The sequence below is a fragment of the Pseudomonas sp. PI1 genome, assembly GCF_000812405.1.
Lineage (GTDB): Bacteria > Pseudomonadota > Gammaproteobacteria > Pseudomonadales > Pseudomonadaceae > Pseudomonas > Pseudomonas citronellolis.
Genome location: NZ_JWMC01000038.1, coordinates 33,481 through 51,492, shown reverse-complemented (window position 1 = coordinate 51,492; position 18,012 = coordinate 33,481). Strand labels below are relative to the sequence as shown.

Here is an 18,012-nt window from a genome sequence, read left to right as displayed (position 1 = left end):
CGTATGCTTTTTCATGGACTCACCCTCACTGTCGGTGGCTTCTTAGACCGCCACCGTGGCGCCTCGACGCCTCGGTGAGGGTGAGTCCATCCAATTACGAAAAGACGAAAAGCCCTAAACCGTCTCCTCATCGATCCGCCGCAACTCCCCGATCATCGCCTCCGCCAGCGGCGACAGGCTGTACCCCGCGCGGTGCACGATGCCGTAGCGGGTATGCAGCTCCTCCAGGTCCTCCGGCAGCTCCGCCACCGTCAGCGCCACCAGCGCCTCGCCGGCGCCCTGCCCCGGGCCGCTGGCGATGCCGATGGCGTTGGAGGCCAGCACCACGGCGTTCAGGCCGTGGCCGTTCTCGCATTCGATGTCCGGGCGGAAGTCGGGGCGGCCGCTGAGGTCCACCAGCACCTTGCGGATGTTCGGCGGGCTGAGGTTGGTGGCGATGGGGTAGCTCAGCAGCTGCGCCGCGCTCACCTGCCCCTGGCCGGCCAGCGGGTGGCCGGGGCGGCAGCAGAAGTGCCACTTGCGCGGCTTCAGGCGCAGGGTGCGGTACTCGGGGTTGGCCTCGAAATGGCGGGTGTCGGCGACGAAGAATTCGAAGTCCTCGGCCTGCAGGCGCTTGCCCAGCACCTGCCAGTGCTCCACCTGGAAGGCCACCCGCGCCTTGGGGTAGCGCCCGTTGAACGCGGCGATGGCCCGCGGCACCAGCCAGGCCGCCGGCGCGGGGCCGGCGCCGAAGCGCAGTTCGCCCGCCTCCAGGCCATTGAACAGGGCGATCTCGTTGGCCAGCTTGTGCGCGCCGCTGACCAGCCGGCGCGCGTGCTCCAGGACGATCAGGCCCTGCTTGGTGGGGTTGAGTTCCTTGCTTGCGCGGTCCACCAGGCGGCAGCCGGCGCTGTGTTCCAGGGCCTGGATGCTGCGGCTGAAGGCCGATTGCGACAGGCACACGGCGTCGGCCGCGGCGACGAAGCTGCGGTGCTCGGCAAGGGCGATGAAATGGCGGAGCTGGCGAAGGTCTATATGCATTTTCTACATAAAAAATATTGGGCAAATGCAATTGTCCGAAGGTGGACGGCCTTCTTATAAAGGCAATCTCTTATTCCGTAAATAAATCGAAATACATAAATAAAGATCGATACGGAATAAAAAGATTGCAGGCCAACCTGTCCTGCGCGACACGACCTCTTCTCCAGGACCTTTCCATGCACCACCGAGATTCCGCGCCCCGTTTCCGCCGCCGGCTGTTGCCGCTGTCCATCCTGCTGGCCACCGGCGGCCTGGCCATGGGCGCCCTGCACGCCGAGGAAGCCACCCCGCAGGAGGCCGCCGCCCAGGCCCAGGGCGAGGCCAGCACCCTGGGCACCGTCACCGTGACCTCGCGGCGCCGCGAGGAGAACTCCCAGGACGTGCCCACCGCCATGAGCGTGCTCGGCGGCGAGACGCTGGAAAGCCAGCGCATCTACCGCGTGCAGGACCTGCAGCAGCTGGTGCCCAGCACCAACGTCGCCTACGTCCACGCGCGGCAGTCCAGCGTGTCCATCCGCGGCCTGGGCAACAACCCGGCCAGCGACGGCCTGGAAGGCAGCGTCGGGCTGTACCTGGACAACGTCTACCTGGGCCGCCCCGGCATGGCCTCCTTCGACCTGCTGGACATCGAGCAGCTGGAAGTGCTGCGCGGGCCCCAGGGCACGCTGTTCGGCAAGAACACCACCGCCGGGGTGATCAACATCTCCACCCGCCTGCCCAGCTTCACCCCCGAGCGCAGCGTCGAGGTGTCCGGCGGCGAGGACGGCTACTTCCAGGGCAAGGCCACGGTCTCCGGGCCGCTCACCGACGAGCTGGCCGGGCGCTTCTCGGCCTACCGCACCCGCGACGACGGCTACGTGAAGAACGTCTTCGACGGCAACACCCTCAACGGCGGCGCCCGCCAGGGCTTCCGCGGCCAACTGCTGTACAAGCCCGACGAGGACTTCAGCCTGCGCTGGATCGGCGACTACAACGAGGAGAACTCCAGCAACGGCATCCTCACCCTGTTCAGTACCGGGCCGACCCTCAACGGCGTCAACCGCTACGAGCAGCGCGCCCGCGCCGCCGGCGCCACGCTGGTGTACGGCGACGACCGCAAGGTCAACTTCGACGCCGCCCAGCGCGTCACCGTGTTCCAGGGCGGCACTTCGCTGGAGGCCAACTGGAAGCTGGCCAACGACTTCTCGCTGACCTCCATCAGTTCCTACCGCTGGTGGGACTTCACCCCGCGCAACGACGACGGCCTGAACGTGGCGGCGGCCTACAACGCCGGCGTCTCGGTGCGCGACAAGCAGTGGTCGCAGGAACTGCGCCTGGCCTCGCCCACCGGCGGCTTCTTCGACTACGTGCTGGGCGCCTACTACTTCGGCCAGGACCTGGACAACCACTCCTTCAACCTCTACGGCCCCCAGGCGGACATCTGGAACGGCACCGCCAGCGGCGCGCTGGCCAACGTCACCAGCCTGGGCGACGGCCACATCGACACCGACAGCTACGCGCTGTTCGCCCAGGGCACCTGGCACCTGACCGACAGGCTCGACTTCACCGCCGGCATCCGCGGCACCTACGAGGAGAAATCCGCCTCGGTCAGCCGCGATGCGCCCCTCGGCGGGGCCGCCGTCAGCGGCGCGGCTCTGGCCGCGCGCAACGGCCGAGCCGGCGCCTACGACTCCGGCGACCTCTCGGTGTACAGCTTCTCGCCCTCGGGCCTGCTCAGCCTGAACTACCACTTCAACGACAACCTGATGGGCTACGCCTCGCTGTCCCACGGCGAGAAGTCCGGCGGGGTGAACCTGACCGTGGCCAGCGCCCCCACCGCCGGCGCCGACTCCCTGCTGGTGGGCAGCGAGCGGGCCAACGACGCCGAGCTGGGGATCAAGAGCACGCTGTTCGACCACCGCCTGATCCTCAACGCCAACCTGTTCGCCACCGTGGTCCACGGCTACCAGGCCAACGCCTACGACGAGGCCACCCGCACCTCCTACCTGACCAACGCCGGCGACGTGCGCTCGCGCGGGGTGGAGTTCGAGGCCACCGCCCTGCCCGTCCGTGGGCTGACGCTGAACCTCAACGGCTCGTACAACGACGTGCGCTACCTGTCGTACAAGAACGCGCCCTGCCCGCCGGAAGTCTCCTTCCAGAGCGGCGCACCGGCGTCCTGCGACCTCAGCGGACACCAGGTGGTGGGCGCCTCCAAGTACATCTTCAACGCCAACGGCGAATACAAGTGGCGCCTGGAAGACAACCTGGAGCCCTACGTCACCGCCAGCTACGCCTTCCGCTCCAAGGCCGTGGGCACCATCGACGACTCCGACTACGGGCAGATCCCCAGCTACGCCATCGTCAACACCGCCCTGGGCCTGCGCGGCGACTACGGCGACGGCCGCTGGGACCTGTCGCTGTGGCTGAAGAACGCCTTCGACAAGACCTACTACACCAGCCTGTGGAACTCGGCCAACGGCGGCTACGCCGGCGTGCTGGGCACCCCGCGCACCCTGGGCGTGACCGCCCGCTACGACTTCTGACCCGAGGACCACTGCCATGAAGCATGCCCGCGCCACCGCCCTGCTCGCTCTCTCCGCCCCGCTGCTGGCCGCCGCCGTCAGCGCCGCGCCCAGCGTCTACCCCACCGGGGTGACGCGCTACGACCCGCAGAAGGCCTTCAACCAGTACGTGATCTTCAGCGGCGCCGACAACAGGACGCACCTGATCGACATGAACGGCAACGAGGTGAAACGCTGGGACCGCCCCGGCTTCCCCTCGGCCATCCTCGACCCGAAACTCGCCAATGGCGAGCGCGGCCACGTGCTGCTGCAGACCGCCGACCTGGCCGAGCCGGGCAAGCTCGCCTCCGCCGGCAACGGCCTGCGCAACCAGGCCGTGGGCGAGCTGGACTGGGCCGGCAAGACCGTCTGGCAATGGGGCGACCAGGCCCCCGGCGGCGCCGCCCGCCAGCACCACGACCTGCGCCGGCTGGCCAACGGCAACACCCTGGTGCTGGCCAACCGCGTGCATGCGGTGAAGGGCTTCCAGGTGCCGGAGGTGATCGACGACGTCATCTACGAAGTCACCCCGCAAGGCCAGGTGGCCTGGCGCTGGACCGCCTCCGAGCACCTGCACGAGTTCGGCTTCGGCGCTGAGCAGCTCAAGCTGGTGCACGCGACCAAGAACCCGGACTACCTGCACATCAACAACCTGGCGCCGCTGGGCGCGAACCGCTGGCACGCCGCCGGCGACAAGCGCTTCGCCCCGGACAACCTGCTGTTCGATTCGCGCAACGCCAACTTCATCGCCATCATCGACAAGGCCAGCGGCAAGGTGGTCTGGCGCCTGGGCCCGAACCTGCCGCCGATCGACCCGAGCAACGCGCAGAAGCTGCCGCGCCCGGTGGACCAGATCAGCGGCCAGCACGACGCGCACATCATCCCCGAGGGCCTGCCCGGCGCCGGCAACCTGCTGGTGTTCGACAACCAGGGCGACGCCGGCTACCCCTCGGTGCAGCGCGGGGTGATCTCCGGCTCGCGGGTGCTGGAGATCGATCCGCAGAAGAAGCAGATCGTCTGGCAGTACACCGCGGAAAGCTCGAAGCAGCCGGGCTGGGCCTTCTTCAGCGCGTTCATCAGCAGCGCCCGGCGCCTGCCCAACGGCAACACCCTGATCGACGAGGGGCAGAACGGCCGCTTCTTCCAGGTCACCCCGGGCGGCGAGATCGTCTGGGAATACGTCAGCCCCTACTTCGGCAAGGCGCCTCTGGGAGACGCGGTAAGCAACTGGGTATACCGCGCCCTGCCGGTGGACTACAGCTGGGTACCGGAAGGCACCCCGCGCGAGGAAAAGGCCGTGCAGGCCGCGGTGCCGGGCGCGCAGCCGGTGACTGCGGCGCGCTGAACCGCCCATCGCCACCTGTAGGAGCGCGCCCTGCGCGCGATTCGCGGGCAGGGCCCGCTACAAGGGGAATCCTGTGGTGTCACGGAACACCCCGTAGGATGGCGTTGAGCGAAGCGATACCCATCACCACGACCGCATGGGTTTCACAAGCTCAACCCATCCTACAAAAGCACCTCGGCGCGGCTCCTACGCCGTTTTACCTTTCAGCCCCCGGCTCGCCACGCGGTACTGCTCCGGCGTGGTGCCGGCCTGGCGGCGGAACATGGCGATGAAGGCCGAGGCGCTGCTGTAGCCCAGGTCGAAGGCGATTTCCTGCACCCCGCGCCCGGCTTCCAGCGCCTCGATGGCAGCGAGGAAGCGCAGGCGCTGGCGCCATTCGCCGAAGCTCATGCCCAGCTCGCGCTGGCACATGCGCGCCAGGGTGCGCTCGGTGCTGTGCACCTGCCTGGCCCAGTCGGCCAGCGAACGGTTGTCGCCGGGCTCGGCCTGCAACGCGGCGAGCAGTTCGCCCAGCAGCGCGCTCTGGGCGAACGGCAGGTAGTCCTCGTGGCGCGGCGAGGCTTGCAACTGGTCCAGCACCACCTGGGCCAGGCGCTTGTCGGCCGCGCGCTCGGGGATGTTCACCCCGCGCGCGGCGAAGTCCGAAAGGATGGCCTTGAGGATGTCGCCGATCTGCAGCGTGCAGGGCCCTGTCGGCAACTGGCGGGACAGCTCGGCGCTGACGTACAGCGAGCGGTAGACGATGGCCTCGCGGTTGTAGCAGCCGTGCTCCACGCCCGGCGGCACCCACACCGCGTACTGCGGCGGCGAGAGGAAGCGCTGGCCGCCGACGTCCAGCTGCATCACCCCGTGGGAGGCGTAGTTGAGCTGGCCCCAGGGGTGGCTGTGGGGCGCCGAGCGGGTGTCGGCGCCGAACTCGTCGTAGCGGAAGTACAGCGGCGCCGGCAGGGCCGCATGGTCCGGCAGCGGCAGGGGGATGTATTTCTTCGTGGGCATGTCCGGATGACGTGGCGAGTTGTCCGGAATGAAGTATAAGCGCCATTCCGGACGGCGGGACAATGGCGCCCGTCCTTCACAGATGTCCGCTGCAATGACCTATTTCTTCCCGCTCTTCGCCGTGCTCGTCTGGGGCGGCAACACCGTGGTCAACAAGCTCGCCGTGGGCCGCATCGCCCCGGCCGAGATCGGTTTCTTCCGCTGGCTGGCGGTGGCCGTGCTGCTCAGCCCCTTCGTGCTGCGCCCGCTGCTGGCGCGGCGCGCGCAGATCGCCCCGCTGCTGCCGAAGATCGTGGTGCTCGGCCTGCTGGGCATGGCCGTGTACCAGAGCCTGGCCTACTACGCCGCGTCCCTGACCAGCGCCACCAACATGGGCATCATCCTCGCGCTGATGCCGCTGATGTCCCTGGGCCTTGCCAGCGCCCTGCTCGGCCAGCGGCTCAACGCCGGCGGCGTGCTCGGCTCGCTGCTGTCGCTGCTGGGCGTGCTGCTGGTGATCGCCCACGGCGACCTGGCCAGCCTGCTGCACCAGGGCATCGGCCCGGGCGACGGCATGATGCTGGTGGCCACCCTCGCCTACGGCCTCTACGGCGTGCTGCTGAAGAAATGGCAGATCCGCCTGCCGGGGCTGCAGCTGCTGTACCTGCAGGTGCTGGTGGCGGTGCTGGCGATGCTGCCGATGTACCTGCTATCGCCGCACCACGGCCTGGACGCCGGCAACCTGCCGCTGGTGGCCTACGCGGGCCTGCTGGCCTCCATCGCCGCGCCCCTGGCATGGATGCGCGGGGTGCAGGAGATGGGCCCGAACCGCATGGCGCTGTTCTTCAACCTGCTGCCGCTGGTTACCGCGGCCATCGCTGCCGTGCTGCTGGACGAGCGCCTGGGCGTGCACCACCTGTACGGCGGCGCGTTGACTCTCGCCGGGGTGCTTCTTGCAGAACGTTGGCGGCCGCGGCCGGCGGCGGGTCTGGCTGCCGACTGAGACCTGTCGCGGATGAATCCGCTCCTACGGGTGCCTCCCGGAAACCTGTAGGAGCGGGCCCTGCCCGCGATTTCGCGCGCAGGGCGCGCTCCTACACGAGGGTTCGGAGTAGGGGCAACTATCTTGCGCGGGGTGCTCTTCGTAGGAGCGAGCTTGCTCGCGAACAGATTCCGCAGCGGGGCTGGTTCGCGAGCAAGCTCGCTCCTACAGGTCGGCCTCCGTCACCAACGTGGCCACCAGCTCCGCCGCAGGCAGCTCGCGGGCCAGGGGCGCGCCCTGGCCGGCCCATTGCACGGCGAAGTCGGGATTGCCCTTGGCCGCGGCAACCAGGGCCTTGGTGGCGTCGTAGACCATGGGGTAGTCCGGCAGCGCCGGGGCGTCGGCGCGCTGCAGGTCGCTGAACAGGCGGTTGGGCAGGCCGCGCGCCGGGCGCCCGGAGATGGCCGCGGTCACCTCGGTGTGCCAGGCCCGCTCGCTTTGCAGCGCCGAGCGGTAGGCGGCGTTGGCCGAGGATTCCGGGCAGGCGACGAAGGCCGTGCCCATCTGCACCGCCTGCGCGCCCAGGGCGAAGGCGGCGCGGATGCCGCGGCCGTCCATGATGCCGCCGGCGGCGATCACCGGCACCTTCAGCGCCGGCGCCAGGCTGCCGACCAGGGCCAGGGTGCCGATGCGCTCATCGTGGTCGCGCTCGAAGATGCCGCGGTGCCCGCCCGCCTCGTAGCCCTGGGCGACCACCGCGTGCAGCCCGGCGGCCTCGACGGCGCGGGCCTCCGCCAAATTGGTGGCGCAGCCGAGCAGGACGATGCCGGCGGCCTTCAGCCGGTCGATCCAGCCCTGCGCGGGCAGGCCGAAGTGGAAGCTGACCACCGCCGGGCGCTCTTCCAGCAGCACCTCCAACATATGCGGATCATCGACGAAGCTGCGGTAGATCTCCCGCAGCGCCGCCGGCGGCTCGCCGCCCAGTTCCTCGAACAGCGGCCGCAGGTGTTCCACCCAGGCGGCCTCGCGGGCGGCGTCGGCCTGCCCCGGGCGGTGGCAGAACAGGTTGAAGTTCACCGGCCTCGCCGTCAGCCCGCGCACCTGGGCGATCAGCTCGCGGGCCTGCGCCGGGTTGCTCGCGCCCAGGCCGATGGAGCCCAGGGCGCCGGCTTCGGACACGGCGGCGGCCAGCGCCGGGGTGGAGACCCCGACCATGGGCGCCTGGATGATGGGGTGTTCGATGCCGAGCAGTTGGCGAAGGGGCATGGCGGTGATCTCCTGGGCTGATCGATGGTTGACTTAAAATCTCATACGGAGAATATTCTGCGCAATACATTCTCCAACAGAGATCATCGATGGACCTGTCCAGCCTGGAAATCTTCCGCTGCGTCGCTGAGGAGCAGAGCGTGACCCGCGCCGCCGCGCGCCTGCAGCGGGTGCAGTCGAACGTCACCACGCGCATCCGCCAATTGGAGGAAGACCTGGGCGTGGCGCTGTTCCTGCGCGACGGCAAGCGCATGGCGCTGACCGACCAGGGCCGCGAGTTCCTCGCCTATGCCGAGAAGCTCCTGGCCCTGGCCGCCGAGGCGCGGCAGTCGCTGCACCCCCGCGAGGCCAGCGGCAGCCTGCGCCTGGGCAGCATGGAGAGCACCGCCGCCAGCCGCCTGCCCGGCCCGCTGGCGGCCTACCACCGCGCCTGCCCGCAGGTGCAACTGGAAGTCAGCACCGGCACCAGCCAGACGCTGGTGGACGGCGTGCTGTCGCGGCGCCTGGATTGCGCGCTGGTGGCCCACCCGGATGCGCTGCGCGCCGAACCCGGCTTCGAGGCGGCCCTGGAGCGCGGCCTGCTGGGCCAGGCGGTGTTCCGCGAGGAACTGCTGCTGGCCCTGCCCGGCGACCACCCGCCGGTGCGCGGGCCGGGCGACGTGCAGGTGCGCACCCTGGCCGGCTTCGCCCGCGGCTGCACCTACCGGCAGATCGCCGAGGACTGGCTGAACGCCGAGGGCCCGCGCGTGCAGGTGCAGGAAGTGGGCTCCTACCACGGCATCCTGGCCTGCGTCGCCGCCGGCGCCTGTGTGGGCATCCTGCCGCGCTCGCTGCTCGACCTGCAGCGCGAGCCGCCGGCGCTGCAACTGCTACCGATCATGAGCGTGGACATCCTCCTGGTCTGGCGCGAAGGCTACGCCACCGGCGCCTTCGAACGTTTCCGCGAAACCCTGGGGGCCGCCTCGTGAAGCAACGCAGCGAACTCGCGCTGGCGCTGAGCGCCGCGCTCATCCTGGCCATCGGCATGGGCTTCGGCCGCTTCGCCTTCACCGGGCTCTACCCGCTGATGGTCGGCGAAGGCGTGCTCAGCGTGAATGGCGGCTCGCTGGCCGCCTCGGCCAACTACGCCGGCTACCTGCTGGGGGCGCTGGCCCTGGCGCGCTGCCCGGAACGCCTGGCGGCGAGCCTGTGCCGCGTGGCCCTGGCGGGCACCCTGCTGGGGCTGGCGGCCATGGCGGTGCCGGCGCCGGCCTGGTTCGCCATCGGCGTGCGCCTGCTGGCCGGGGTGCTCAGCGCGGTGGCGCTGGTAGGCGCCTCGGTGTGGCTGCTGCACGTGATGCAACGCCACGGCGGCGCGCCGCTGATGTTCTCCGGGGTGGGCCTGGGCATCCTGATTTCCGCCGAGCTGATCGCCGGCGGCCATGGCGCGGGCCTGGGCAGCCCGGCGATCTGGCTGCTGCTGGCCGGCGCCGGGAGCGTTCTCGCCCTGCTGGCCTGGCCGGCGCTGAGTCGCCCCGCACCCGCGCCCGCCAAGGCGGCGACGCACGCAGCGCCCGTCGTGCCCATGGCGCCGGCGAGCCTGCTGCTGATCTACGGCCTGGCCGGCTTCGGCTACATCATCACCGCCACCTACCTGCCACTGCTGATGCGCGGCGGCGCGCTGTCGCCGCTGCAGGCCTGGGCGGTGTTCGGCCTGGCGGCGGCGCCGTCGTGCTTCTTCTGGCACTGGCTGCACGGGCGCCTGGGCACGCGCCGGGCGCTGGCGGCGAACCTGCTGGTGCAGGCGCTGGGGGTGATCCTGCCGGTGCTGCAGCACAGCGCCCCGGCCTACCTGGCCAGCGCCCTGCTGGTGGGCGGCACCTTCATGGGCACGCCGACCATCGCCCTGCCCGCCGCGCGCCTGGCGGCGGCGAAGGTGCGCTTCAACATGCTGGCGGCCATGACCGCGGTGTACGGCGTGGGGCAGATCGTCGGGCCGCTGGCCTCCAGCGCGCTCTACCACCTGGACGGCAGCTTCAGTCCGGCGCTGCTGGCGGCCGGCGCCGCCCTGCTGCTGGGGGCGGCCTGCACCTGGCAGCCGGCGCGGGCCGCCGCAAGCTGCCCGCGCTGAGCCTCAGGCGTCGCCCTGGCGCTGGCGCTTGCGGTGCTCGGCGACCTTGTGGCGGTTGCCGCACAGGGCCATGCTGCACCAGCGTCGGCGGTGCGACTTGGTGCGGTCGTAGAACCATAGGGTGCAGTCCGGGTGCTCGCACACGCGGACCAGATCGAAATCCCCCTCGGCAAGCAATTGCGCGCCCTGCTCCGCCAGCGGCGCCAGCAGCCATTCGGCGCCGGGCTTCACGGCCTGGTGGCGCAGATGCGCGCCCTGCCCGTCCCAATCCAGCTGCGGATAGCTGGCAACCTTGCTCAGGAAGGCGTTGAAGCGCGCCGGGTCGGCCGTCTCGCCACGCTTGCGCTTGCTCACCAGCTCGCGCAGGGTCTCGCGCAACTCGATGGCGGCGGCCAGCAGCTCGCCCTCGGCGAAGTCCGCGCCCTCCGCCGGCAGGCCCAGCAGGCGCAGCCAGTGCTGCACGTCGGCATCGCTGTGCCAGGCATCGGAGACCGACAGGGCCGCGGCATCGGCGCGGCTCAGGCTGTTGAGCAAGTCCAGCACCGGGTGGTCGGCGAGGATGTAGGGCGGCTGGGGGGTGGGTTCGCGCATGCTCGCTCCGGAATCGGGGTGTCGAGCCCATGGTAACCCTCGTCCAGGCGTTTTCAAGTTACAGCGCCGGGCGACTGGCGAGCCGCGCCAGCCTGGCCAAGACTGTTCAGTCCCCTTCCCCTGATCAGGAGCCCTGCCATGTCCATCGACAACGTGCTGTACCGCGCCTACGCCGAAGCCACCGGTGGCCGCGAGGGCCGCGCCATTTCCTCCGACGGCGTGCTCGACGTGGAGCTGACCACGCCCAAGGAACTGGGCGGCAACGGCGCCCGCGGCACCAACCCGGAGCAACTGTTCGCCGCCGGCTACTCGGCATGCTTCCTCGGCGCCATGAAGTTCGTCGCCGCCCGCGACAAGCTGGCGATTCCCAAGGACCCGTCCATCGAAGGCGTGGTCGGCATCGGCCCGGTGCCCACCGGCTTCGCCATCGAGGTGGAGCTGCGCATCTCCCTGCCCGGCCTGCCGCGCGACCAGGCGCAGACCCTGGTGGACCGCGCGCACATCGTCTGCCCGTACTCCAACGCCACCCGCGGCAACATCGACGTCACCCTGACCATCCTCGACTGAGTCCTCTCCGGCTGCGGCGCCCGCCGCAGCCGACTTTTCCCCTTCCCCGCCAAGGCCTATCCCGGATGCCGGACGGCGTCTGCCCGGACGAATGGCGCAGTAACTCTTTAAACAGCTATTGACAGGTTACAAAGCGAGCGCAGAATACAACCTTGAGTAACCATACAAACACACTTAAAGAGTTACAGAGGTGACCACCATGTTCGCCCGACTGCTGCGCCGACTCTTCCCGCACCCCGCCGAAAAAGACCTGGACCGCTGGGCCGACGACCTCGCCGCCGAACGCCGCTGGCGCGCCAGCCCGGCCGCGCGGGCCCGCTACTACGCCCTGCCCGGCAGCCTGCCGCGGCAACCCCGGCGGCGCTAGAGCGCCGGCAACTGGCGGAAGCTCACCGCCAGGCGGTTCCAGCAGTTGATGGCGGAAATGGCCACGGTCAGGTCCACCGCCTCGCGCTCGTCGAACTGGCTGCGCAACTGCTGGTAGACCTCGTCGGGCACGTTGGACTGCGACAGCAGCGTGACCGATTCGCACCAGGCCAGCGCGGCCCGCTCGCGCTCAGTGAAGAAGGGCGAGTCGCGCCACACCGCCACGGCGTACAGGCGCCGCTCCGACTCGCCGCTGCGCCGCGCCTCCAGCGCATGCATGTCGGCGCAGAACGCGCAGTTGTTGACCTGCGAGACGCGCACCTTGACCAGCTCCAGCAGCGGCTTCTCGATGGACAGGTCGAAGGTCGCCGCCTCCAGCGCCAGGATCGCCTTGAGCGCTTCCGGCGAGGCCGTGTAGTAGTCCAGGCGTGGTTCCATGGCGAAATTCCTCGAAGGTAGATGAAGGCCATTCTGCCGGGCGCGCCGCTGCGCCGGGATGGCCAATCTGACGAAAAATCACTACGCAACTTCGCGCCCGGCCCGGCCGCTGGCTACTCTTGCGCCAATACACAGCGAGCGCGGAGAGGCATTCATGGAGTTGCACATCGTCATCCAGGGCCAGAAGGACCTTGGCGGGCAACTCTACGCGCAGCTGCGCGAGGCCATCGACAGCGGGCGCCTGGCCGCCGGCGCGCGGCTGCCGCCCAGCCGCCTGCTGGCCGAGCAGCTGGGCCTGTCGCGCAAGACAGTGTCGGACATCTACGCCCAGCTCACCTACGAGGGCGTGCTGGTCGGCCGCGTCGGCAGCGGCACCTTCGTCAACGCCCGGGTGCCGCGCCACGAGCAGCGCCCGCAGACCATCCGCTACGCCGCCCAGGAGGCCATCGACACCTGGGAGGCGCTGCAGACGCGCATCGTCCACCCCCACGCCGGCGTCACCCTGCGCGCCGACTTCCTCGGCGGCGCCAGCAGCCTCAATACCTTCCCCCACGAGGACTGGCGCCGCTGCGTGCACTTCGCCCTACGCCAGATGCAGGGCCCACGGGCGGTCTACGCGCAGCCCGAGGGCCTGCCCAGCCTGCGCGACGCCATTGCCCGGCACATCGCCTACAGCCGCGGCGTGCAGTGCCGCGACGAAGACGTCATCGTCTGCAACGGCGCGCAGCAGGCCCTCGACCTGCTGGCCCGGGTGCTGGTGCGCCCCGGCACCCGGGTGGCCATGGAAGACCCCGGCTACCCGCCGGCGCGCCTGCAATTCGCCATGCAGGGCGCGGAAATCGCCAGCGTGCCGGTGGACGCCGAGGGCCTGTGCGTGGAGCGCATCCCCGACGGCACCCAGCTGATCTACTGCACCCCGGCGCACCAGTTCCCCCTCGGCATGCCGATGAGCGAGGCGCGGCGCCAGGCCCTGCTGGCGCGGGCCGCGGAGCTGGGCGCGGTGATAATCGAAGACGACTACGACAGCGAATTCCGCTACGAAGGCCGCCCCCACGAGACGCTGCACAGCCTCGACCGCCTGGGCCTGGTGGCCTACGTCGGGACCTTCTCCAAGACGCTGCTGCCGGAGCTGCGCCTGGGCTACCTGGTGGTGCCGCCGGGCCTGCGCCCGGCCCTGCTGCGCGCGCGGCAGCTGAACGACTGGCACAGCTCGACCCTGGCGCAATGGACGCTGGCCAAGTTCATCGCCGACGGCTGCCTGCTCAAGCACATCCGCCGCTGCCACGGCATCTACGCCACGCGCCGCGAACGCATCCTGGCGCGCGTCGAGGGCGACCTCTCGCCCTGGCTGCAGGCGGTGCCGTCCAACGCCGGCTTCCACCTGGCGCTGCTGTTCAAGGTGCCGGTGAAGCTGCCGCTGCTGGTGGAACTGGCGCGCAAGCTGGAAGTCGGCATCTACCCGCTGGACGGCTTCTACGACCGCGAGCCGGTGCGCCTGGGGCTGCTGATGGGCTTCGGCGCCATCGAGAAGCTGGATATCGACCCGGCCCTGGACAAGCTGCGCGACCTGCTCCGGCAGATCGCCTGAAGCCACGCGCCTCAGAAGGCCGAACGCACCACCCCGCCGTCGGCGCGCAGGGCCGCGCCATTGGTGGCCGAGGACGCCTCGGAGCAGACGTACACCACCAGGTTGGCCACCTCCTCCGGCGTGGTGAAGCGCTTGAGCAGCGAGCTGGGCCGCGCGCTGCGGAAGAATTCGTCCTCGAACTCGGCGAACGGCTTGCCGCCGGAGAGCTTGTCGACGAACTCGCCGACGCCCTCGGAATGCGTCGGCCCCGGCAGCACCGCGTTGACCGTCACCCCGGTGCCCGCGCAATCCTCGGCCAGTCCGCGGGACAGGCCGAGCTGGGCGGTCTTGGTGACGCCGTAGTGGATCATCTCCACCGGAATCTGCACGCCGCTCTCGCTGCTGATGAACACCACCCGGCCCCAGTTGCGCTGCTTCATGCCCGGCAGGTAGGCGCGGCTCAGGCGCACGCCGGAGAGCAGGTTGACCTGCAGGAAGCGCTCCCAGTCCTCGTCGGGAATCTCCGCGAAGGGCTTGGGATCGAAGATGCCCAGGTTGTTCACCAGCACGTCCACCTGCGGGTAGCGCCCCACCAGCTCGGCGATGACCGAAGGCTGCGACAGGTCGCCGGCGAAGCCCTCGACACGGGCATCGGGCTGCTGCTCGCGCAGCTTGGCCAGGGCGGCGTCCACCGAAGCCTGGCTGCGGCCGTTGAGGACCACCCGCGCGCCCTCGCGCGCCAGGCCCTGGACGATGGCGAAACCGATGCCCTTGGTGGAACCGCTGACCAGGGCGAGCTTGTCTTGCAGATTGAAGTTCATGGCGCTGCTCTCGGTTGTTTTCGGTTTTCGGTTTTCGGTTTTCGGTTTTCGTAGGAGCGAGCTTGCTCGCGAACGGATTCCGCTGCGGGGTTACGCGGACAAGGGCCGGGCGACGATGTGCTGAGCAAACCCAAAGCAGCCTAGGCGCTACCGGCAGCCACGTCCAAGCACTCGGAGGATTGGACTGCCACTTTTCGCCCGGATTGTCCGTTATTCCCCACCCGCCGAACGCCTAGTATCCCCTTCACGAAATTTCCCTTCCCAGGAGTCCCGCCATGCAACAACGCATCCTCGTCATCGGTTCCGGTTTCGCCGGCATGTGGGCCGCGCTGGGCGCCGCCCGCGTCCTCGACCAGCACGGCCGCAGCGACGTCGAAGTCGCGCTGGTCGCCCCCGAGCCGCTGCTGCATCTGCGCCCACGCCTGCACGAGGCCGCCCCGCACGCCATGACCACGCCGCTGCTGCCGCTGTTCGAAGCCGCCGGGGTGCGCTACGTGCAGGGCAACGTCGAGCGCATCTATACAGGCGAGCGCAGCGTCGAAGCCGTGAACGCGCGCGGCGAACGCTTCGCCCTCGCCTACGACCGCCTGGTGCTGACCGCCGGCAGCCGCCTGTTCCGCCCGGCCATCCCCGGCCTGGCCGAGCACGCCTTCAGCATCGACCAGACCGACGAAGCCAGCGCCCTGGACGTGCACCTGGCGCGCCTGGCCGACCTGCCGCCGAGCGACGCGCGCAACACGGTGGTGGTGGCCGGCGGCGGCTTCACCGGCATCGAGATCGCCTGCGAACTGCCCGCGCGGGTACGCCGCGTGCTGGGCGAGGATGCCGAGGTGCGGGTGGTGATAGTCGAGCGCAGCCACGTCATCGGCCCCGACCTGGGCCACGGCCCGCGCCCGCAGATCGAGCAGGCCCTGGACGAGCTGGGCGTGGTGCGCTTCCTCGGCGCCGCGGTCAACGCCATCGACGCCGACGGCCTGAGCACCACCACCGGCGAGCGCATCGAGGCGAAAACGGTGATCTGGACCGCCGGCATGCAGGCCAGCCCGCTGACCGCCCAGGTGCCCGGCGAACGCGACGCCCTCGGCCGCCTGCACGTGACGCGCGACCTGCGGGTGAAAGGCGTGGACGCGGTATTCGCCGCCGGCGACGTGGCCCTGGCGCAGGTGGACGATGCGGGCAACCACGCGCTGATGTCCTGCCAGCACGCGATGAACATGGGCCGCAGCGCCGGCTACAACGTCGCCGCCGACCTGCTCGGCCTGCCCACCCAGGCCTACGCCCAGCCGGTCTACGTCACCTGCCTCGACCTGGGCCCCTGGGGCGCGGTCTACACCGAGGGCTGGGAACGCCAGGTCAAGCTGCAGGGCGCCGAGGCCAAGGCCCTCAAGCGGCAGATCAACACCCAGTGGATCTACCCGCCCCTGCCCAGCCGCAAGGCCGCCCGCGAAGCCGCCGACCCGCAGCGGGTGGTGGTGGCGTAACCGTTCGCGGTTCTTCGCCGCTACATCTATGTCATTCCCCAACGCCATGGTCGAACCCGGGCTTTGCCTCCGGCCATGGCGATGGGTATCGCTTCGCTCCACCCATCCTACGGGAACCCGGAAAACAGCGTAGGAGCGGACCTTGTCCGCGATAGCCGGAGGTTCCGGCGCAATTCGCGGATGAGATCCGCTACGCCGCCCCACCCGCACCATTCCCTGTAGGAGCGCGCCCTGCGCGCGAATCGCGGGCAGGGCCCGCTCCTACAGGCTGGCCGTCGCAACGGTGTTTCGGGCCAACGGCGTATAACCGCGAACGGTTATACGCCCTACGCTACTGTCTTGCAGGCCGCGCCGAAGCGCTCTTCGTAGGAGCGAGCCATCTCCGCGATTGCCGGAACCTCCGGCGGGCCGCCCATGAAAAAGCCCGGGCACCTCGCGGTGCCCGGGCTTCTGCCGTTGGCGGCCGTCTGCGTGGTTACGGCATGACCGGCGGCAGGTACTGCAGGGTGGTGCCCAGGGCCCAGAGCAGGAACAGCACCAGGGGCACGTGGACCAGCAGCTGGACGAAGGAGAAGCCGATCAGGTCGCGGGCCTTCAGGCCCAGGACGCCGAGCAGCGGCAGCATGTAGAAGGGGTTGATCAGGTTCGGCAGCGCCTCGGCGGCGTTGTAGATCTGCACCGCCCAGCCCAGGTGGTAGTTCAGCTCGTTGGCCACCTGCATCACGTAGGGCGCCTCGATGATCCACTTGCCGCCGCCGGAGGGGATGAAGAAGCCCAGCACCGCGGAGTACACGCCCATCAGCAGCGCGTAGGTGTCGTGGGAGGCGATCTGCACGAAGAAGGTGGAGATGTGGTGCGCCACGGTGGCGCCGTCGGTGCCTTTCACGGTGGTCATGATGGCGGCGATGGAGCCGTACAGCGGGAACTGGATCAGCACCCCGGTGGTGGTGGGCACGGCGCGGGCCACGGCGTCGAGGAAGTTGCGCGGGCGCCAGTGCAGCAGCGCGCCGACCATCAGGAACAGCAGGTTGTAGGTGTTCAGCCCGGAGATGGCGAGGATCGCCGGCTTGGTGGCGAACTCGTGGAACAGCCAGCCGGCGGCCAGGGCCACCAGCAGCAGGATCAGCAGCGGGCTGTGCTCCAGCCACTCGCCGGGACGGCTGGGCTTGCTCATCTTCGGCGGGGTGAAGCTGACGTCCACGCCGCAGGCATCGGCATCGCGGGCGCTGGATTCGCCCGGCGCGGTCATGTAGGCGATCACCACCGACACTACCACCAGGGCCAGCAGCATCAGGCCGGACTGCCAGAGGAAGATGGTCTCGGTGAAGGGGATCACCCCGGTGATGGCGAGGATCGACGGCGGCAGGCTGCCGGGGTTGGCCTGCAACTGCGCGGCGGAGGACGACAGGCCCAGCGCCCAGACGGCGCCCAGGCCCAGGTAGGCCGCGGCGCCGGCGGCACGGTAGTCCATCTTCAGGTCCGTGCGGCGGGCCAGGGCGCGCACCAGCAGGCCGCCGAAGACCAGGCTCAGGCCCCAGTTGAGCAGCGAGGCGAGCATCGACACCACGGCCACCCAGGCCACCGCCGAGCGGCCGTTCTTCGGCACCCGCGCCAGCAGCGCGATCAGCCGCGAGGCCGGGCCGGAACTGGCGACCACGTAGCCGCCGATGACCACGAAGGCCATCTGCATGGTGAAGGGGATCAGGCTCCAGAAGCCGTCGCCGAAGGCCTTGGCGGTGTCGCCGGGGGACGCGCCCATGGCCAGGGTGGCCACGGCCACGATCAGCACCGCCAGGGTGGCGAACACCCAGGAGTCCGGGAACCAGCGCTCGGCCCAGGCCGAGCAGGCCATGGCGAAGCGCGCGGAACGGCTTTCCTGCAGTTGCAGTTTCGCGTTCATTTTTCCTACCTCGATTTTCTTGGAGTTATTTTTCTTTGTA

General features: G+C 69.8%; 16 protein-coding genes. 9 read left to right on the top strand and 7 right to left on the bottom strand.

What is annotated here, in order from left to right:
- Nucleotides 1-114: 114 nt before the first annotated feature.
- Nucleotides 115-1,020 (bottom strand): LysR family transcriptional regulator, encoded by a 906-nt coding sequence (locus tag RN02_RS13155; protein WP_009622153.1) that lies wholly within the window; start codon nucleotides 1,018-1,020, stop codon nucleotides 115-117.
- Nucleotides 1,021-1,196: 176 nt separating this feature from the next.
- On the opposite strand from RN02_RS13155, the gene RN02_RS13150 reads away from it, so the two are divergent.
- Nucleotides 1,197-3,545, top strand: a complete 2,349-nt coding sequence (locus RN02_RS13150) for a TonB-dependent receptor (RefSeq protein WP_043314903.1) — start codon at nucleotides 1,197-1,199, stop codon at nucleotides 3,543-3,545.
- 16 nt (nucleotides 3,546-3,561) lie between these two features.
- Nucleotides 3,562-4,908, top strand: coding sequence for an aryl-sulfate sulfotransferase (locus RN02_RS13145; RefSeq protein WP_043314902.1), 1,347 nt, complete (start codon nucleotides 3,562-3,564; stop codon nucleotides 4,906-4,908).
- A gap of 186 nt (nucleotides 4,909-5,094) precedes the next feature.
- Here the strand turns inward: RN02_RS13145 and RN02_RS13140 are convergent, their stop codons facing one another.
- Nucleotides 5,095-5,904, bottom strand: coding sequence for an AraC family transcriptional regulator (locus RN02_RS13140; protein ID WP_043314901.1), 810 nt, complete (start codon nucleotides 5,902-5,904; stop codon nucleotides 5,095-5,097).
- A gap of 94 nt (nucleotides 5,905-5,998) precedes the next feature.
- Between RN02_RS13140 and RN02_RS13135 the strand changes: the two genes are divergently transcribed.
- On the top strand, nucleotides 5,999-6,886 hold the full coding sequence (locus RN02_RS13135) for a DMT family transporter (protein WP_043314900.1): 888 nt from the start codon (nucleotides 5,999-6,001) through the stop codon (nucleotides 6,884-6,886).
- Between the two features lie 204 nt (nucleotides 6,887-7,090).
- Here the strand turns inward: RN02_RS13135 and RN02_RS13130 are convergent, their stop codons facing one another.
- The gene (locus RN02_RS13130) at nucleotides 7,091-8,131 is read right to left on the bottom strand and encodes an NAD(P)H-dependent flavin oxidoreductase (protein WP_043314899.1); all 1,041 of its coding nucleotides are present in this window, start codon (nucleotides 8,129-8,131) and stop codon (nucleotides 7,091-7,093) included.
- A gap of 89 nt (nucleotides 8,132-8,220) precedes the next feature.
- On the opposite strand from RN02_RS13130, the gene RN02_RS13125 reads away from it, so the two are divergent.
- On the top strand, nucleotides 8,221-9,099 hold the full coding sequence (locus RN02_RS13125) for a LysR family transcriptional regulator (protein ID WP_043314898.1): 879 nt from the start codon (nucleotides 8,221-8,223) through the stop codon (nucleotides 9,097-9,099).
- A complete protein-coding gene (locus RN02_RS13120; RefSeq protein ID WP_043314897.1) occupies nucleotides 9,096-10,241 on the top strand; it encodes a YbfB/YjiJ family MFS transporter in 1,146 nt (381 codons plus the stop codon). The genes RN02_RS13125 and RN02_RS13120 overlap by 4 nt, the downstream gene beginning before the upstream one ends.
- A 3-nt stretch (nucleotides 10,242-10,244) precedes the next feature.
- Here RN02_RS13120 and RN02_RS13115 read toward each other — a convergent pair whose 3' ends face one another.
- The gene (locus RN02_RS13115; protein ID WP_043314896.1) at nucleotides 10,245-10,832 is read right to left on the bottom strand and encodes a CGNR zinc finger domain-containing protein; all 588 of its coding nucleotides are present in this window, start codon (nucleotides 10,830-10,832) and stop codon (nucleotides 10,245-10,247) included.
- A 138-nt stretch (nucleotides 10,833-10,970) separates the two neighbouring features.
- Between RN02_RS13115 and RN02_RS13110 the strand changes: the two genes are divergently transcribed.
- Both RN02_RS13110 and RN02_RS33740 read left to right on the top strand, forming a co-directional pair.
- Nucleotides 10,971-11,399: an organic hydroperoxide resistance protein gene (locus tag RN02_RS13110; protein WP_009622165.1), complete on the top strand. Its 429-nt coding sequence runs from the start codon at nucleotides 10,971-10,973 to the stop codon at nucleotides 11,397-11,399.
- Nucleotides 11,400-11,598: 199 nt separating this feature from the next.
- Nucleotides 11,599-11,766, top strand: coding sequence for a hypothetical protein (locus tag RN02_RS33740; protein ID WP_009622166.1), 168 nt, complete (start codon nucleotides 11,599-11,601; stop codon nucleotides 11,764-11,766).
- Here RN02_RS33740 and RN02_RS13105 read toward each other — a convergent pair.
- Entirely contained in the window at nucleotides 11,763-12,203 is a 441-nt protein-coding gene (locus tag RN02_RS13105; protein WP_043314895.1) for a carboxymuconolactone decarboxylase family protein, read from the bottom strand. The two genes, RN02_RS33740 and RN02_RS13105, sit on opposite strands and share 4 nt — an antisense overlap.
- A gap of 154 nt (nucleotides 12,204-12,357) precedes the next feature.
- On the opposite strand from RN02_RS13105, the gene pdxR reads away from it, so the two are divergent.
- Nucleotides 12,358-13,791, top strand: coding sequence for a MocR-like pyridoxine biosynthesis transcription factor PdxR (gene pdxR / locus RN02_RS13100; RefSeq protein WP_043314894.1), 1,434 nt, complete (start codon nucleotides 12,358-12,360; stop codon nucleotides 13,789-13,791).
- An 11-nt stretch (nucleotides 13,792-13,802) separates the two neighbouring features.
- On the opposite strand, the gene RN02_RS13095 is transcribed toward pdxR, so the two are convergent.
- Nucleotides 13,803-14,591 carry an SDR family NAD(P)-dependent oxidoreductase gene (locus RN02_RS13095; RefSeq protein WP_043314893.1) on the bottom strand — a complete coding sequence of 263 codons (789 nt, stop codon included), beginning with the start codon at nucleotides 14,589-14,591 and terminating at the stop codon, nucleotides 13,803-13,805.
- A 275-nt stretch (nucleotides 14,592-14,866) separates the two neighbouring features.
- Between RN02_RS13095 and RN02_RS13090 the strand changes: the two genes are divergently transcribed.
- The gene (locus tag RN02_RS13090; protein ID WP_043314892.1) at nucleotides 14,867-16,072 is read left to right on the top strand and encodes an NAD(P)/FAD-dependent oxidoreductase; all 1,206 of its coding nucleotides are present in this window, start codon (nucleotides 14,867-14,869) and stop codon (nucleotides 16,070-16,072) included.
- Between the two features lie 475 nt (nucleotides 16,073-16,547).
- Here the strand turns inward: RN02_RS13090 and RN02_RS13085 are convergent, their stop codons facing one another.
- A complete protein-coding gene (locus tag RN02_RS13085; protein WP_043314890.1) occupies nucleotides 16,548-17,972 on the bottom strand; it encodes a short-chain fatty acid transporter in 1,425 nt (474 codons plus the stop codon).
- Between the last annotated feature and the right edge of the window lie 40 nt (nucleotides 17,973-18,012).

Coding starts and splice junctions, on each gene's coding strand:
- RN02_RS13125 (WP_043314898.1), top strand. CDS start 8,221: ATGGACCTGTCCAGCCTGGAAATCTTCCGCTGCGTCGCTGAGGAGCAG.
- pdxR (WP_043314894.1), top strand. CDS start 12,358: ATGGAGTTGCACATCGTCATCCAGGGCCAGAAGGACCTTGGCGGGCAA.
- RN02_RS33740 (WP_009622166.1), top strand. CDS start 11,599: ATGTTCGCCCGACTGCTGCGCCGACTCTTCCCGCACCCCGCCGAAAAA.
- RN02_RS13115 (WP_043314896.1), bottom strand. CDS start 10,832: ATGCGCGAACCCACCCCCCAGCCGCCCTACATCCTCGCCGACCACCCG.
- RN02_RS13155 (WP_009622153.1), bottom strand. CDS start 1,020: ATGCATATAGACCTTCGCCAGCTCCGCCATTTCATCGCCCTTGCCGAG.
- RN02_RS13145 (WP_043314902.1), top strand. CDS start 3,562: ATGAAGCATGCCCGCGCCACCGCCCTGCTCGCTCTCTCCGCCCCGCTG.
- RN02_RS13090 (WP_043314892.1), top strand. CDS start 14,867: ATGCAACAACGCATCCTCGTCATCGGTTCCGGTTTCGCCGGCATGTGG.
- RN02_RS13135 (WP_043314900.1), top strand. CDS start 5,999: ATGACCTATTTCTTCCCGCTCTTCGCCGTGCTCGTCTGGGGCGGCAAC.
- RN02_RS13150 (WP_043314903.1), top strand. CDS start 1,197: ATGCACCACCGAGATTCCGCGCCCCGTTTCCGCCGCCGGCTGTTGCCG.
- RN02_RS13110 (WP_009622165.1), top strand. CDS start 10,971: ATGTCCATCGACAACGTGCTGTACCGCGCCTACGCCGAAGCCACCGGT.
- RN02_RS13130 (WP_043314899.1), bottom strand. CDS start 8,131: ATGCCCCTTCGCCAACTGCTCGGCATCGAACACCCCATCATCCAGGCG.
- RN02_RS13105 (WP_043314895.1), bottom strand. CDS start 12,203: ATGGAACCACGCCTGGACTACTACACGGCCTCGCCGGAAGCGCTCAAG.
- RN02_RS13095 (WP_043314893.1), bottom strand. CDS start 14,591: ATGAACTTCAATCTGCAAGACAAGCTCGCCCTGGTCAGCGGTTCCACC.
- RN02_RS13140 (WP_043314901.1), bottom strand. CDS start 5,904: ATGCCCACGAAGAAATACATCCCCCTGCCGCTGCCGGACCATGCGGCC.
- RN02_RS13085 (WP_043314890.1), bottom strand. CDS start 17,972: ATGAACGCGAAACTGCAACTGCAGGAAAGCCGTTCCGCGCGCTTCGCC.